Source organism: Pelagirhabdus alkalitolerans, assembly GCF_900096905.1.
GTDB classification, from domain to species: Bacteria; Bacillota; Bacilli; order Bacillales; family Amphibacillaceae; genus Pelagirhabdus; species Pelagirhabdus alkalitolerans.
Genome location: NZ_FMYI01000003.1, coordinates 276,013 through 290,517 on the forward strand (window position 1 = coordinate 276,013; position 14,505 = coordinate 290,517).

Annotated in this window: 19 protein-coding genes; 11 read left to right on the forward strand and 8 right to left on the reverse strand. The window is 34.8% G+C overall.

The genetic code is table 11. The features are described from left to right. Nucleotides 1-7: 7 nt before the first annotated feature. Both comGB and comGA read right to left on the reverse strand, forming a co-directional pair. Nucleotides 8-1,090 (reverse strand): competence type IV pilus assembly protein ComGB, encoded by a 1,083-nt coding sequence (gene comGB, locus BLR62_RS06005; RefSeq protein WP_090794647.1) that lies wholly within the window; start codon nucleotides 1,088-1,090, stop codon nucleotides 8-10. Continuing rightward, nucleotides 1,005-2,120, reverse strand: a complete 1,116-nt coding sequence (gene comGA, locus BLR62_RS06010) for a competence type IV pilus ATPase ComGA (RefSeq protein ID WP_090794650.1) — start codon at nucleotides 2,118-2,120, stop codon at nucleotides 1,005-1,007. Before comGA ends, comGB begins: the two co-directional genes overlap by 86 nt. A gap of 108 nt (nucleotides 2,121-2,228) precedes the next feature. On the opposite strand from comGA, the gene BLR62_RS06015 reads away from it, so the two are divergent. Next, a complete protein-coding gene (locus BLR62_RS06015; RefSeq protein WP_245719406.1) occupies nucleotides 2,229-2,741 on the forward strand; it encodes a shikimate kinase in 513 nt (170 codons plus the stop codon). Here the strand turns inward: BLR62_RS06015 and BLR62_RS06020 are convergent, their stop codons facing one another. The 3 genes from BLR62_RS06020 to BLR62_RS06030 all read right to left on the reverse strand — a co-directional run bounded on the left by BLR62_RS06020 (nucleotide 2,742) and on the right by BLR62_RS06030 (nucleotide 5,560). Continuing rightward, nucleotides 2,742-3,488 (reverse strand): YqhG family protein, encoded by a 747-nt coding sequence (locus BLR62_RS06020; RefSeq protein WP_218119757.1) that lies wholly within the window; start codon nucleotides 3,486-3,488, stop codon nucleotides 2,742-2,744. A gap of 25 nt (nucleotides 3,489-3,513) precedes the next feature. Further along, nucleotides 3,514-4,989 (reverse strand): DEAD/DEAH box helicase, encoded by a 1,476-nt coding sequence (locus tag BLR62_RS06025; RefSeq protein ID WP_090794667.1) that lies wholly within the window; start codon nucleotides 4,987-4,989, stop codon nucleotides 3,514-3,516. A gap of 154 nt (nucleotides 4,990-5,143) precedes the next feature. Then, nucleotides 5,144-5,560: a rhodanese-like domain-containing protein gene (locus BLR62_RS06030; protein WP_090794670.1), complete on the reverse strand. Its 417-nt coding sequence runs from the start codon at nucleotides 5,558-5,560 to the stop codon at nucleotides 5,144-5,146. Between the two features lie 183 nt (nucleotides 5,561-5,743). On the opposite strand from BLR62_RS06030, the gene mntR reads away from it, so the two are divergent. After that, nucleotides 5,744-6,172, forward strand: a complete 429-nt coding sequence (gene mntR, locus BLR62_RS06035) for a transcriptional regulator MntR (protein ID WP_090794674.1) — start codon at nucleotides 5,744-5,746, stop codon at nucleotides 6,170-6,172. Between the two features lie 113 nt (nucleotides 6,173-6,285). Next, nucleotides 6,286-7,170, forward strand: a complete 885-nt coding sequence (locus tag BLR62_RS06040; protein ID WP_090794676.1) for a patatin-like phospholipase family protein — start codon at nucleotides 6,286-6,288, stop codon at nucleotides 7,168-7,170. Between the two features lies 1 nt (nucleotide 7,171). Here the strand turns inward: BLR62_RS06040 and BLR62_RS06045 are convergent, their stop codons facing one another. After that, nucleotides 7,172-7,537: an SA1362 family protein gene (locus BLR62_RS06045; RefSeq protein ID WP_090794678.1), complete on the reverse strand. Its 366-nt coding sequence runs from the start codon at nucleotides 7,535-7,537 to the stop codon at nucleotides 7,172-7,174. Nucleotides 7,538-7,658: 121 nt separating this feature from the next. On the opposite strand from BLR62_RS06045, the gene BLR62_RS06050 reads away from it, so the two are divergent. The 3 genes from BLR62_RS06050 (at nucleotide 7,659) to efp (ending at nucleotide 9,858) form a co-directional block, all read left to right on the forward strand. Then, the gene (locus tag BLR62_RS06050; RefSeq protein ID WP_176759230.1) at nucleotides 7,659-8,111 is read left to right on the forward strand and encodes a YqhR family membrane protein; all 453 of its coding nucleotides are present in this window, start codon (nucleotides 7,659-7,661) and stop codon (nucleotides 8,109-8,111) included. Between the two features lie 91 nt (nucleotides 8,112-8,202). After that, complete coding sequence (locus tag BLR62_RS06055) at nucleotides 8,203-9,267, forward strand: M24 family metallopeptidase (RefSeq protein ID WP_090794684.1); 1,065 nt, start codon at nucleotides 8,203-8,205, stop codon at nucleotides 9,265-9,267. Between the two features lie 33 nt (nucleotides 9,268-9,300). Then, nucleotides 9,301-9,858, forward strand: coding sequence for an elongation factor P (efp, locus tag BLR62_RS06060; RefSeq protein ID WP_090794686.1), 558 nt, complete (start codon nucleotides 9,301-9,303; stop codon nucleotides 9,856-9,858). A gap of 89 nt (nucleotides 9,859-9,947) precedes the next feature. On the opposite strand, the gene BLR62_RS12455 is transcribed toward efp, so the two are convergent. After that, nucleotides 9,948-10,103: a hypothetical protein gene (locus tag BLR62_RS12455; RefSeq protein ID WP_218119758.1), complete on the reverse strand. Its 156-nt coding sequence runs from the start codon at nucleotides 10,101-10,103 to the stop codon at nucleotides 9,948-9,950. A 288-nt stretch (nucleotides 10,104-10,391) separates the two neighbouring features. Then, nucleotides 10,392-11,036, reverse strand: coding sequence for an HAD family hydrolase (locus BLR62_RS06065; RefSeq protein ID WP_090794688.1), 645 nt, complete (start codon nucleotides 11,034-11,036; stop codon nucleotides 10,392-10,394). Between the two features lie 183 nt (nucleotides 11,037-11,219). Here BLR62_RS06065 and spoIIIAA point away from each other — a divergent pair, with 183 nt between their 5' ends. The 5 genes from spoIIIAA to spoIIIAE are packed head-to-tail and all read left to right on the forward strand — an operon-like array spanning nucleotide 11,220 to nucleotide 14,473. Then, on the forward strand, nucleotides 11,220-12,173 hold the full coding sequence (gene spoIIIAA / locus BLR62_RS06070; RefSeq protein ID WP_090794690.1) for a stage III sporulation protein AA: 954 nt from the start codon (nucleotides 11,220-11,222) through the stop codon (nucleotides 12,171-12,173). Next, nucleotides 12,142-12,651: a stage III sporulation protein AB gene (locus BLR62_RS06075; RefSeq protein WP_176759232.1), complete on the forward strand. Its 510-nt coding sequence runs from the start codon at nucleotides 12,142-12,144 to the stop codon at nucleotides 12,649-12,651. Before spoIIIAA ends, BLR62_RS06075 begins: the two co-directional genes overlap by 32 nt. Nucleotides 12,652-12,665: 14 nt before the next feature. Then, entirely contained in the window at nucleotides 12,666-12,872 is a 207-nt protein-coding gene (gene spoIIIAC / locus BLR62_RS06080; RefSeq protein WP_090794694.1) for a stage III sporulation protein AC, read from the forward strand. 4 nt (nucleotides 12,873-12,876) lie between these two features. Continuing rightward, on the forward strand, nucleotides 12,877-13,269 hold the full coding sequence (spoIIIAD, locus tag BLR62_RS06085; RefSeq protein WP_090794696.1) for a stage III sporulation protein AD: 393 nt from the start codon (nucleotides 12,877-12,879) through the stop codon (nucleotides 13,267-13,269). Nucleotides 13,270-13,288: 19 nt separating this feature from the next. Beyond that, complete coding sequence (gene spoIIIAE, locus BLR62_RS06090; RefSeq protein WP_090794698.1) at nucleotides 13,289-14,473, forward strand: stage III sporulation protein AE; 1,185 nt, start codon at nucleotides 13,289-13,291, stop codon at nucleotides 14,471-14,473. Nucleotides 14,474-14,505: the final 32 nt, after the last annotated feature.

Genomic DNA, 14,505 nt, shown 5'->3' on the forward strand with positions numbered 1-14,505 from the left:
TCAGCTCCTAAATCGTTTGAATAAGTTGTAACATGGGGATTAAAATGGATAAATAAATTAAAATAATTGAACATGCTATAATCGAAAATACAATAGGCTGGATACGTCGAATGAGTAATTGGCATCGTTCTTGAAGGTCACTTAAGGTAAAAGAGGCATACATTTCCAAATCTTTTTTTAAGTGTAAATGATCGCTTTGTCTTTCAAATAGAGAGATAAATTCTTTTTCAAAAAAATTAATACGTTGTAAAGCTTCGTTAGTTGTTTCACCACGCTCAAGATCATTTAATAAGCGAGTAGCATAGAAGTTTACTAGTGTTTTTTCTTGATGGTGCGAAATAAAAGTTAAGCTAGATTTTAATGAAAAATGTGCATCTAATAATGAACTTAGATGAATCGCAAAATGAAAACTTACATAAAGTGAAATCCATTTTTTGATAAATCGAAAATGCTGTAAGATGTTGTGAATTCTCTCCAGCTTGATTTGCTTATTTACTTGGATCATGATGGTGATAAGTATGGAACATAGGATTGAGAGGGTTAATAAAATATTAAAAAGGGATTGGGTTGTGACAATGGCTAAATGAAGAATAGTAGATGAATTATAATGTGTTGAATATAATTGTTCGAAGGCCGGATAAACAAACCAATTAATAAATAATAGTATAATGAGAAACATGGTAATTAGAATCAAGGGATAGCGAATTGTATTGAAAAATTGATGCTGTAGCTCTCTTCTTTTTTTAATATACTGAGTAGCTTCTTGTATAGCTTGATGAAGGTGACCATTCTTTAAAGAGAAATGGATGTATGTGATAATGTGTGGATTAAAACCAAGATTTTTTAAACAATGATCAAATGTTTGACCTTTATTTAACTCATCTTTAATGTAGTCACAAATTTCTCTATAAAATGATTGTGACTTAAGGAGGTGAAGAGCATCAAACATCACATATCCTTGTTCAAATAAGTGACTAAGTCGATCTAAAAACCTTAATTGATGATCAATTGTTAATGTAAGGGGAGGTTTGGGTTTCAAAAACGGTTTGATCAGAAAAACCATAAGCAAAAGCCTTTCTTCTTGAGTCATAAAATGATTTTCCTTGCAAAGGATTAAGGGTTTGATCATGGAGGTAAGCCTGAATATCGTTTTCATTTAACTGTTCCAAAATCGCTGCTCGTCTTGATGTGTGTTCATGTGGCTTAATTGAAATGAGTTCTAAGGCAACAACTCCCATCAGGTTTTGAATAATATCAACTTTTTCAATCCCCATTTCTTGTAGTCGGTGAAGGGTTCCAAAAGCATTTTTAGCATGTAATGTAGAAAACACAAGGTGCCCTGTATAGGCCGCATGAAAGACAAATTCAGCCGTCTTATGATCCCGTATTTCACCTACCATTAGTATGTCAGGGTCATGTCTGAGAGCTGCCTTTAATCCAGTATTGTAATTTAATCCAGATGATTCATTCACTTGTATTTGGAGAAAATTCGTCATCTCTTTTTCAACGGGATCTTCGAGAGTGATCGTTTGGTAAGCTTTTTCTTTTAAGAGATGGTCTAACAAAGAGTATAGTAAGGTCGTTTTTCCCGATCCAGTTGCTCCAGTGAATAAGATCACTCCAGAAGTTCGATTGACCATATTCTTCAATTGAGTAGCTTGGCTATTAAATAAGAGTAACTCATTGATGGAGAGAATCGATTGATGGGGAAGAATACGAATCGCTAAACTTTCATTTTGCTTAGTCGGCAATGTAGATAATCTTAAATTGAGGTTTGTGTGATCGAGCGGATATTGAAGAGCTCCGTCCTGTGGTTTTCTTTGTTCACCAATATCCATAGAACTTGTGAACTTAAGATAGTTAATAATAAATTGATAATGATTAAGGGTAAGGTCATAATGAAAAACACGTGAACCATTGATACGAAAAAAGATGCTAACTTTATCGTTCTCCGGGAAAAAGTGAATGTCTGTAACATTCATCGATAGAGCCGTTTTAAACAATCGATTTAAAAATTGTGATGCTGAATATATTATGCTCACCTCACTTTCTTGATAAAATGTACTATAGCCTAAGTGAAGGAATTGGGCAAATGGGCGAAATAATAATTTATCATACATGGAAAGAGAAGTTTTTACATGTAAAGAGCATTCAGTAAATAATGAGCCGAGTTGCCGGCTCGTTTTATAAAAGATAAAGACATGCTATAATATGAAAAAAGATTCGAGGTGAAGGAATTGGATAGTCTCTATTTAATTGGATTTATGGGAAGCGGGAAATCGACGATTGGAAAAGTTTTATCCAAACGACTCAATGTCCCTTTATATGACATGGATAATGAAATTGTATTAAAGGCAGAAAAAGAGATTAAGGATATTTTTGCTGAAGAAGGGGAGTCTGTTTTTCGTGATTACGAAACGACGATACTAAAACAAATGCCGACAAAGGATGCGATTATTTCAACGGGCGGTGGCGTTATTGAGCGAGAAGACAATAGGGAGTGGCTTAAAAACAAGCAGTCGATTTATTTAAGAGTGTCATTTGACACCGTTAAAAAACGATTAAAAAAGGATGCATCACGTCCATTATGGAATGATTCATCCAAAGATAAAAAAGAACTTCTAAATCAGCGCGATCCTAAATATACACTAAGTGCAACTTACACAATTGATGTGGATTCATTATCTGTTGAAGAAGTTGTTGATGAAATCGTTAAAACCTTAAATCTACATGAGTTGTGATCAAGAACAGTGAAAAATACCACAATTTACGATTTTATATATAATAGAAGGTTGATAATTGGCTTTAATATTTTCAAGTTCTGTTTCATCATTTTTATCCATTGAATCAAAATAGGCGAGATGTTTTTGCTGATTTTCATAAGCGTACCTAGCCCAAATATGTTTTTTGTAGCTTAATTGTTCTGTCAGACATTTCATAATACGCTGGTAACCATTTTCAATACGAATTAAAGGTGTCAATACATAGCAATAATCACTAATTTGATTCGACCACTCATCATTCGAAAAATGATTAAATGCATGATCAATAATGGTGCCTTTTATCAAATTGATCGCTAAACTGTGCATATTTTCTTCATGATAGTCCCCTTTATAAGTGATCTTGACTGTGATAATTAACCACGGGTAAAGAGCTGTTTGTTTATCAGTTTGAATGATCTGGTATAGATTAGTGAATCGACCCTTTTCAATCGCATCGGCATAAATTTTCATAAATAGATCTGAACCCAGTTGAATTAAAGAATTGTTGTTAGTACGGTTAAGGGGAGAAAAAGATAAATCGAGTTGTAGAGGTATGCCTTCTTGTTTCATCATATCTTGATAGTGCCAATAAAAAGGTCGATTCATTAATAGTTGATCCATTTCCTTTGTTAAATGAACGGTTGTTTTTTCTCCTTCTGTATGAATCGAACAATGATTAAGATTAAAATAGTCATAGATGAGTTGCTTTAAACTCGGATGGTTCATCATAGATTCAGTACCCTCACTTTATTTAATGGATTTGTGGGAGGATTTCATCTAGATCTCCGACAACCCATTTACAGATGGCTAACTTTTTATATAATTGATCCATTATGGTGTCTTCAATCGTGTGTTTAATGGAGAAGTTGTAGATATGCACGTCTTGTTGTTGGCCGAGCCTGTGAATACGCCCAATCCTTTGCTCGACGCGCATTGGATTCCAAGGTAAATCATAATTAATAAGGTGGTGGCAAAACTGAAGGTTAATACCCTCACCAGCTGCTTCAGTTGCAATCATAACTTGAATTTTATCTTTAAATAATTGTTGAACCCACTCTCGTTTTCCTTTCTTAAAATGACCACTATACAGAACGGAAGAAATACCGTGTTGATGTAATAACCACTGAAGGTAAGCTTGTGTACCTCTGAATTCCGTGAAAACAACACACTTGTGATTAATATTTTTTACTAATTCAATTAATTTAAGTGCTTTTGGATGCTCGTTCAGTGTATTTAATCTGTTGAGTATTAACTGATGATCAGGTAATTGGTTTTTCTTAATGCTTAAATAGAGTGCTTGATGAGACGAGCACCACTCTCTTAAATACAAATGATAAAAGGAAACTGAATGCGTCCTTAAATAACGAAGAAGGTCTTGATAAAAGGTTGATTCGTCTTCATTTAATTCAATTGGGATCAAGTAACTGAAGCGTTGATTCCACTGAATCGAGGTTTCTTTTCTCATAAAGCGGGTCATGACTTGATCAAGTTTTGGTCTTAACTCAATGTGATTAGCATCATTGGCTAAATGGTCAACATCTTTTTTCGTGATCAAACCTGGCTTAATGAGTTGGCTTAAATGATAAAGGTCATGAGATGAGTTGTGTACGGGTGTCGCTGTTAGAAGCAAACAGTATTTTTTGTTGATTTGTTTAACAAATTGATAATTTTTTGTTCGATTATTTTTTAATTTATGTGCTTCATCTATAATAACCAAATCATATGGAAGAGATAAAATAATGTCTTGATGTTGTGAACGTTTGGCTAAGTCGATTGATGATATCATGATTTTCGACTGTTTCCAGTTAGGGTTCTTTTTCGCAATCGTTGTGCGGATATGAAATTTGTTGTAAAGTTCTTCCGCCCACTGATGATTTAAAGAAGCGGGGCATAAGATTAGAACTTTCTTAACAAGACCTCGAATTAAGTATTCTTTCAAAATTAATCCAGCTTCAATCGTTTTACCTAAACCAACTTCATCTGCTAGTAGAGCGCGACCATTCATGTCTTGAACCACTTTTTTTACAGTTGTAAGTTGGTGGGGAAGGATTGTTAAGTGAGACAATAATGAGGGAGCAATTAATGAATCAATCGAAGGACAAAGCGAGAATTCTGCCATTTTATGAGCAAGAGCAAATTGTTCCCAAGTTGCAAGATTAGTGGATTGTGTTAAAGCATGAGTGAAATCATCAAATGTATGATCGTCTGTCATCATTTTGATATGCATGTAGTCATGACCACCTTCCGTTGATAGTCATAGTCTGCCCGATTAACGAGAAATTTATAAATAAATAGAGGAGATATGCTTATTAAATAATATTGGACAATAAAAAAAGCAACTTCAAGGAGTCGCTTTTTTTATTTTAAAAGTTTGCTCTAAATTAATATGAGCTTTTCTTTGTTTTTTTGATTTTGCCTGTCCATTTCTTGAAACCATCTTTTAATTGATAGAGCTCTTCGTGTCCTTGCTTATGAAGTGTCCAAGCAGCTCTAGCTGCACGTGAGCCCGTTTGGCAATATAGATATATAGGCATGTCTTTTCTCAATTCTTGTTTCCGTTGTTTTAGCTGCGTCACTGGAATATTCCTAGCGCCCCATATGTGACCTGCATCATATTCTTTCTGTTCACGCACGTCAATTAGCTGTGCCTTCCGGTATCCATCACGAAATTCTGATTCAGTTAATGTGGTTAGGATTTTTCTCGTCTTTATATAACGATAAACTGTATACCCTAGATATCCAGCTAACAATATGAGTAAAATAATCCAATCCCATGTAAGTCCTAAAATAAGTTGCATAGTATTTTCCCCTTTTTTTCAGTCTGCTACTATTATACGACGTTTAGTTTGTTTTTTCAAAATAAAAATAAGCGGATACATCCAATCAACTCTACTTGTCTGTTTAATCAATCTATTGTATTCTTTAGATAGTACAAAATTATGATAAATACATGTGTGTACGTGTTAAATTGGGGGATAAATATGCCAACACCTAGTATGGAAGATTATATAGAACAGATTTACTTATTAATTGAATCAAAAGGATACGCGCGTGTATCTGATATAGCTGATGCTTTAGAAGTCCATCCGTCCTCCGTCACGAAGATGGTTCAAAAACTTGATAAAGATGGTTATCTAAACTACGAGAAATACCGTGGTTTAATACTAACACCACAAGGAAAGAAGATTGGAAAACGATTAGTGTATAGACATGATCTACTTGAAGAGTTTCTTGAGCTAATTGGCGTGAATGCTGAGAATATTTATGAGGATGTAGAAGGGATTGAACATCATTTAAGCTGGAATTCAATTGATCGTATTGGTGATCTTGTCCAGTACTTTGATCTAAATCCGAACCGAAAGAAAGAACTTAAGTTTTTAATTAAAGCTGCAGATGAAGAAGGCGAATAACGGATTAAAATCACCTAAATTAAGGTGATTTTTTTATTTCGAATAGATGTGATAAAAGTATGTTTTAAATTCACCTTTCATATAGTGTTTAAAAAGAATGAAGAAGGTGAAGTATGCAAATTGATGTGGTGTTTTCAGGCGGTGGTGCACGCGGTTTTGCCTATATAGGTGTCTTGCAGGCGATTGAATCAAAAAATTTCACCATAAAAAGTTCAATAGGTAGTTCGGTGGGGGCTATTATGGCAGGGTTAATCGCGTGTGATTATACTTCAACGGAATTATATGATTTATTTATTCGATTAGATATCACGAGGTTACTTAAAGATAAAGAACCTCCTTCATTTTTAGCTTGGTTTAAATGGCTTAAATTATATTATTGTCTAGGTCTTTATAATACAGATCCATTAGAAAACATCTTGACGGAATTATGTGCAAAAAAAGGCTATCATACCTTTGGTCAGCTTGAAAAAGGCAAGCTGTGCGTTACAGCTGTTGATTTAACATTAGGCAAGCTGATTGTTATTCCAGATGACTTAGAGACCTATTACGGTATTAACCCCGATCTTTTTTCAATAGCCAAAGCATTAACGATGAGTGCGAGTTTACCTTATTTTTTTAAACCGTATCGATTAAAGACTGCCAAAGGCAAAACGCACTTAATCGTGGACGGGGGGTTAGTTAGTAATTTGCCGATGTGGTTAAAGGAAGAACAATCCAACCGGTTAAAACGTCCTTTAGTAGGATTTCAACTACAATCAAAAGAAAACTACTTCCATCAACCGAAGCTAGATAATGGGATAAATTATACGAAAGTATTACTCAAAACAATGCAAGACGCACAGGATGTACGCTATTTATTAGCTAACCAAACGCGTCATGTGGTTTACTTAAATACAGATTTCATTAAAACGATCCATTTTCAAATCTCAAAAAAAGAACGCCTTCAGTTGATCGAACTGGGGCGTAAACGGACTGAAAGCTATTTGAACAAACTATAAACTAAAGAGAGGCACGATCATCTTTACTCTTTTTCTTACCATCAATCACCCGTAAATGCGGTGGTGGGGTTGAACGCTTTTTATTCATTTTAGGCACTTGCTTAGCTGTAGGTGCTTTTTTCTTTTCTTTACTTCGTTTTTTAGAGGCCTTAGCTGCCTTTTTATATTTTTTCAGATCATCTTGGTGAGGATTATTACGGTTCATAATAAAACGAAAACCGACATAAATAAGGGCGATTAATCCAATTATGGACAAGATGTTTTGAATAAATGATGTAAAATCAGTAAAAACACTTTGAACAATACCAAGTACGGCAAAAATGACAACAAGGAAAACGAGTCCTCTTATGAATTGTCTATTTCTCATACAATCCCTCATTTCTATACATGTGTTAGTACATTATTCCCAATTTCAACCTTACTTAATCAATTATTGAGACGTATATTCTTATTCTATCATGGAAAAAGTATGTACAGAGGTGATAAATATGTCAAATTTAAAATTAAAAAAAGAATCAGTTCGTGTATTGAAGTTAAGAATGATGATCACCGGTTTTGTAGCGGGTGTTTTTTTATATGTGACGATGTCCATTTCAAACTTTTTTTACTTTGTGGATGCCTCATTGTCATCAATATTTTTTGAATGGTTTCCTAAAGGGTATCAATTTAATAATTGGACGAGAGAAAGCTTAACATTTATTTCTATTTGTATCGTGTCGATTCTGATTACATACGTGTATTACTTGTTGTTTAAAAAAATCTATAATGTGTGGTTTGGTATGATTTTTGGAGTTTTCATGTGGCTTATTATATATGTATGGCTCTTAGCAGGCGACTTATCGTTAAATGACGTCACAACAAGTGGTTGTATTTTTATTTTGTACGGTATCTTTATTAGTTGCACCATTGGATATGACTTCTTAGATGCAGATCTTACGTAAATGAGTAGAAACATCGTCAAAGGCCTCGAATTTATGATACACTTAAAGACGGATTATAAAACGATTTATTTAAGTGAAGGGTGGTCATTAGATGAATAACCAAATAACTCAATTACGTGAAGCGTTAGTTAAAAATGAATTAGATGCATTAATTGTAACGAATGCATACAATCGTCGTTATTTGAGCCGGTTTACTGGAACAGCTGGTTTATTATTAATCACACAAACGGAACAACTATTTATCACAGATTTTCGTTACACAGAACAAGCCCAAAAACAAGCGGTTGGTTTTGACATTATCGAACATAAAGAGTCCATCATTAAGGAATTAGCAAATCAAATTGAACAAAGAGACTTGAAGCGTGTTGGTTTTGAACAACATGATTTAACGTACTTAACGTATACGTTGTATAAAAAAACAATCGAAGCTGAACTTGTGCCAACTTCTAATATTGTAGAAGAAATCCGTATGATCAAAACGGATCAAGAACTTTCTATTTTAGAAGAAGCAGCTGACATATCAGATAAAGCATATGATCATATTTTAAACGTGGTTGAACCAGGTATGCGTGAGATTGATGTGGCAATTGAGCTAGAATTTTTCATGCGTAAAAATGGGGCAACATCATCAAGTTTTGACATGATTGTCGCAAGTGGTGAACGCTCAGCCTTACCACACGGGGTAGCGAGTGAGAAAACGATTCAAAAAGGTGAACTTGTGACCTTAGATTTCGGTGCCTTATACAATGGCTATTGTTCAGATATGACGCGGACATTTGCTGTTGGTGACATATCGGATCAGTTGCGTGATATTTATGATACGGTCTTAGAAGCACACCTAAGAGGTTTAGAAGGTACAAAAGCAGGAATGACTGGAAAAGAAGCTGATGCTCTAACAAGAGACTATATTAACGAAAAAGGTTACGGAGAATACTTTGGCCATGGAACAGGTCACGGATTAGGTATCGAAGTGCATGAAGGACCGCGATTATCACCAACGTCTAAAACGACACTTAAAGAAAACATGGTTGTCACAGTTGAACCGGGGATCTACATTCCAAATGTTGGCGGTTGTCGTATTGAAGATGACATTGTCATCACTAAAGAAGGAAATAGAAGCTTGAATCAAGCGCCCAAAGACCTTATTATATTATAGGGACTGCAACAATTTAAAGAGGAGGAATTATAAATGATTTCAGTAAATGATTTTAAAACAGGTTTAACGATTGAAGTTGACAATAACATTTGGCAAGTGATTGAATTCCAACACGTAAAACCTGGTAAAGGGGCAGCATTTGTTCGCTCAAAACTTAGAAATTTAAGAAACGGGAATATACAAGATAAAACATTCCGTGCGGGTGAAAAAGTAAATAAGGCTCACATTGAAAACCGTAAAATGCAGTATCTATACGCAGCAGGTGAAATGCATACATTTATGGATATGGAAACATATGATCAAGTGGAAATTCCAGCCAAACAAATCGAAAATGAATTAAATTATTTATTAGAAAACATGGAAGTGAATATTATTTCATATGAAGGCGAAACATTAGGTGTTACGCTTCCTAATAATGTTGAATTAGAAGTTGTAGAAACAGAGCCTGGTATTAAAGGCGATACAGCAAGTGGTGGCTCAAAACCAGCCAAAATGGAAACGGGCTTAACGGTTCAAGTACCATTTTTTGTTAATCAAGGCGACCGTTTAATTGTTAGTACACAAGACGGCAAATACGTATCAAGAGCGTAAAGGCGTGTCTATATAAAAAAAGCTTCGTTCAATCTTCTTAACGATTGAACGAAGCTTTTTTATCTATTCATTTGAAGTTTCATGTTGATTTAACTGATTTTACTAATCATTCGAACGATTAATTGTAACAAGACCCAAACAACATCAGTAAATATGATCGCGGTTTCCATTGTGAAAGGGTTAAACCATGAAGCGTCTGGATATGTAATAAACTCTATTCCTAATAGCACTGATATCGTTATCATAACAGCGTTTGCTCCAACCATATACAAAAGTTTAATATTTAATGATCATACACTAACAATTACTAGTAGGACTACTAATAATAAATTGATTAACTCGAACGGAACAGTTAACCATCCAGCGTTTTGATTTGTTTCGAAGAAATGGGATAAAAAGGGTGCAGGAATCAAAGTGAGTGTTAACCAAAAGTATTTAATGAAGAGCGCCTGCTCTATTAAGTCATAATAATTTTTATAGACACAGTGTATGAAATCATAATAAGGGCATATATACCCTTTCTTGCCCATTATTTATGAATTATGAATGTCTAAAATCGCTTTTATATCGGGTACAGCTTCAAATGTATAGTCAGGCTTTTTTGAAAAATGATCAGTTTGAACATTTTCTAACCACGAAACACCAACCGTTTTAACACCCGCTCTTATGCCAGCTTCAATATCGGCATCACTATCACCAATAAATAATGCGTGATGAGGATCTACCTCTAAAATAGATAATGCCTTTTGTAAACCTTCTGGATCCGGCTTGGGTGTGTTAACGTCATCTCCTGTTATAACGACGTCAAAAAGATTATTCATTTGAAGCGCCTCTAATGAGATATCCAAACTTCTTTTTGCTTTTCCGGTCACAATCCCTATCTTAATTTGTTTTTCTTTCAGTTCTTTAATAAGGGCAATAAGTTCAGGCTTGGGTTTAACGAACGCATCATGATGGTTTTTGTAGATGTCATAATACCACTCGATGGCGTGGTCTGTTTGTTCGCTTTCTAGATTTTCTTTAATGATGTCTGTTTCAGAAGGCCCAAACATTGCGAGTATACCATCATTTGAATAGTCCTTATGATCAAATTCACGAAAAACAGATTGAAATGCGAAAAAACAAAGCGGTAATGTGTCTGCTAGTGTCCCATCAAAGTCAAAAATAGTAGCTTTCATAAAATCACAACCTTTTTTCAATTTTTTAATAACGCTTCACACAATCCATTAACTTAAACAATTATATATTCATGTTACCATGTGAGATTTACGTTCGTCGATTAAATCTGTTCTCCATTAAGCATATTTATCTGTCAGAATCATACGTTTTAATTAGACGTCGTAACAAATAAGAGGTGATCTATGAACAACCAAACGATTGTTGACTTATTTCCAGATACGTACCAGCCGGTAGTTGAGATGATGTTCAAGCGCTATCCAAATCAAATTGAAGAGATACGAATCCGTTTGAATCAGCCCATTGAATTTGTTTTAAACAATCAAGATTATGTCACGCATGGTTCTTCTATTCAACCTGCTCACTGTCAATATATTTTCACGCGAATTTCTGGTTATTCAACGTATCGTTTAGCAGAAGAGCTAAAACAAGGTTATATAACAGTTAAGGGAGGGCATCGCATCGGAATCGTTGGACAAGTTGTGATTAACAATTCGCAAATCGAACACCTTCAGAATATTTCATCATTCAACATCCGAATCGCGAAAGAATCCATTGGCATATCAGAATCAATCATTCATCATTTAAGAGATAATAATCGCTATTTTAATACGTTACTCATCGGACCTCCTCAATCTGGCAAGACGACTTTATTAAGAGATATTGCGCGGTATATTGGCTCTGGGTCAAACAAGCACCCTGCACAAAAAGTCCTCATCATTGATGAAAGAAGTGAAATCGCGGGATGCGTTGATGGAGCACCTCAGTTTAACTTAGGAAGGCGAACAGATGTGTTAGATCACTGTCCGAAATATGAAGGGATGATGTTAGCCATCCGGTCGATGTCACCTGATGTTTTAATTGTAGATGAAATCGGATCAGCTTTGGATTTAGAAGCAATTCAAGACTGTTTGAAAGCAGGGGTCACGGTGTTTTGTTCAGCTCATAGTGACGATTTGGAACAATTGAAAAAGCGTAAAAATTTCCAATCCATAATAGATTCTAATTTGTTCAGCCGATATGTTGTCATAAACACGAATCGTCGAGATCAATTTAACGTGTTCGATCAATCAGGAATGAAGTTCTCAGCTGAACGGAGGGTTGATAGTGAATGGCATAGGCGCGCTTTTAATCGTTAGTGCATCGACCTTAATTGGCTATTATTTATCGGTACAGTTTACACAACGAATTAAACAAATCACAACTTTAAAAGCTGCCATTCAACTGCTGGAAGCAGAAATGGTTTATAGCCAGCGTGATCTACAATCTATTTTTTGTGATTTGTCAAAAAGAATCGAAGGAGCCATTGGATTATTTTTTGAAAAGATCGCCGCAAAGATGAATGAAATAAATGATTTACCCACGTTGTGGTCAGAAGAATCAGAACGCATAAAATATTACTCAGCCTTAAAGCAGAATGAAGTTGATATTTTAAAACAATTCGGTCAAACACTCGGTCACTATAATATTGAACAGCAAAAAAAACAGATTCAGTTGACACTCATCCATATAGATCGTGCCTTAACTCAAATTGATCAAAATCGAACAGATAAGAGCCGTCTCTATCAAGTCATTGGATTTTTAACGGGGGTGTTTATTGTACTTGTATTAATATAGGGAGGCGTTAAATCGTGTATAATGATGCATCCATCATCTTTCAAATAGCTGGAATCGGGATCATAGTTGCTATGATTCATACGATATTAAAACAGATGGGAAAAGAAGAGTATGCTCAATTCATTACACTTGTCGGATTTATTATTGTTTTGATGATGGTCGTTGACCGAATCGCCGAACTGTTTCAACATATAAGATCTGTTTTTTTACTTCAAGGCTAATCGAATGATCGTCGTTCAAATCGTGATGATGGCAATCGTCGGTAGTATACTCATTCTGCTTATTAAACCCTATCAACCGACTATCGCATTTGTTTTGATCTTACTAACCTCTTCGCTTTTGTTTTATTACATGTTAATACCAATACAAGAAATGATTCAATTGCTCCGATCACTAACTGCGCGTTTTGATTTTGATTTTATTTATCTAGATACGATTTTTCAAATGGTTGGCATTGCTTATGTGAGTGAGCTAGGTGCACATCTAACAAGAGACATAGGGTTAGAATCCATTGCATATAAGATCGAACTCGTCGGTAAATTATTCATACTTTTTATTTCAATCCCTATTTTAATGACTGTGATCGAAACGATACTCTATTTTATACCTAATTTTTAAAACACTGTTTGGAGGAATTATGGACAAACGTCTTTTAGTGATGTTGCTAATGTTGATCATAACGTTTTTCATAATGAACATACCCACAATAAATGCGGCGAGTGATGAAAATGTTGTTGAATTAACAACTGAAGAAATGATCGATCAATTAAATCTAGATATCTTTGATGATCATTGGGAAAAGATCCAACAGGATTATCAAGATTACGCACCTGATTTATCACATATGAGTGTACGAGATATGATCTCAAATAGCGATTTAACATCACCAAAAGCGATCATTCAAACGCTAATAAATATCATTTTTTTTGAATTAAAGCTAAGTGCTAGACTTTTAGGGCAATTAATCGTGCTCAGCATATTGTCCGCATTTATTAAAGCGATTCAGGATGCTTTTCAATCGAAATCTTTAACAGCGGTTGTCCATTACAGCTTGATGCTTTTACTTATGGGGCAAGCGATTCACAGCTTTATGGTCGTCAGTGATTTGATTGTTTATACAATTGATCACATGCACCATTTTATGGTGTCATTATTACCCTTAGTATTAATGTTAATGTCCTTATTTGGTAACATCCTGTCCGTTGCCTTTTTTCACCCAATCATCATATTCTTTCTGCATTTAACAGTCACATTAATTCATCATGTCTTTATTCCACTTCTTTTGATGGCACTGATCTTGTATTTAGTTAGTCAAATGAATGATCAATTTCGTTTAACAAAGTTAGCTGATCTAATCAAAAAAACGTGTATGAGTTTACTTGTTGTCTGTTTATCAATATTTTTAACGATTCTTTCAGCACAAGGTGCATCAGTAGCTATTCAAGACGGTCTAGTTGTGAAAACGACGCGATTTATGACCAGTCATTTCGTTCCTGTTGTTGGAAGAATGTTTGCTGAGGCGACGGAAACGGTGTTATCTGTGGGCCATATTGTCAAAAACGGATTGGGCCTCTTTGGCTTATTAAGCCTTTTATTAATTGTCGGTATTCCAATTGTAAAAGTAGCGATGATTGGATTTATCTATAAACTAGCAGCAGCCATTCTCCAACCAATTGGAGAAGAAAGAATGAATGATAGTTTAACCCTAATTTCAGAAAATATTTTTTTCATGCTTGCCTTTTTGTTAGTGGCGACCTTTATGTTTGTTGTTAGCTTAGTTGTTTTGCTTATGGCAAGTAATATATCGTTGATGGTTCGATAAGAGGTGATCGATTGAGGGGATTAATCGATTGG

Bases quoted from the DNA above. Each gene is read 5' to 3' on its own strand.
- BLR62_RS06065 (WP_090794688.1), bottom strand. From the start codon at position 11,036: ATGAAAGCTACTATTTTTGACTTTGATGGGACACTAGCAGACACATTA.
- BLR62_RS06030 (WP_090794670.1), bottom strand. From the start codon at position 5,560: ATGCAACTTATTTTAGGACTTACATGGGATTGGATTATTTTACTCATA.
- BLR62_RS06025 (WP_090794667.1), bottom strand. From the start codon at position 4,989: ATGCATATCAAAATGATGACAGACGATCATACATTTGATGATTTCACT.
- comGB (WP_090794647.1), bottom strand. From the start codon at position 1,090: ATGACTCAAGAAGAAAGGCTTTTGCTTATGGTTTTTCTGATCAAACCG.
- BLR62_RS06040 (WP_090794676.1), top strand. From the start codon at position 6,286: ATGCAAATTGATGTGGTGTTTTCAGGCGGTGGTGCACGCGGTTTTGCC.
- spoIIIAA (WP_090794690.1), top strand. From the start codon at position 11,220: ATGAACAACCAAACGATTGTTGACTTATTTCCAGATACGTACCAGCCG.
- BLR62_RS06045 (WP_090794678.1), bottom strand. From the start codon at position 7,537: ATGAGAAATAGACAATTCATAAGAGGACTCGTTTTCCTTGTTGTCATT.
- BLR62_RS12455 (WP_218119758.1), bottom strand. From the start codon at position 10,103: ATGATAACGATATCAGTGCTATTAGGAATAGAGTTTATTACATATCCA.
- efp (WP_090794686.1), top strand. From the start codon at position 9,301: ATGATTTCAGTAAATGATTTTAAAACAGGTTTAACGATTGAAGTTGAC.
- BLR62_RS06055 (WP_090794684.1), top strand. From the start codon at position 8,203: ATGAATAACCAAATAACTCAATTACGTGAAGCGTTAGTTAAAAATGAA.
- spoIIIAE (WP_090794698.1), top strand. From the start codon at position 13,289: ATGGACAAACGTCTTTTAGTGATGTTGCTAATGTTGATCATAACGTTT.
- BLR62_RS06020 (WP_218119757.1), bottom strand. From the start codon at position 3,488: ATGAACCATCCGAGTTTAAAGCAACTCATCTATGACTATTTTAATCTT.
- comGA (WP_090794650.1), bottom strand. From the start codon at position 2,120: ATGTATGATAAATTATTATTTCGCCCATTTGCCCAATTCCTTCACTTA.
- spoIIIAD (WP_090794696.1), top strand. From the start codon at position 12,877: ATGATCGTCGTTCAAATCGTGATGATGGCAATCGTCGGTAGTATACTC.
- mntR (WP_090794674.1), top strand. From the start codon at position 5,744: ATGCCAACACCTAGTATGGAAGATTATATAGAACAGATTTACTTATTA.
- BLR62_RS06050 (WP_176759230.1), top strand. From the start codon at position 7,659: ATGTCAAATTTAAAATTAAAAAAAGAATCAGTTCGTGTATTGAAGTTA.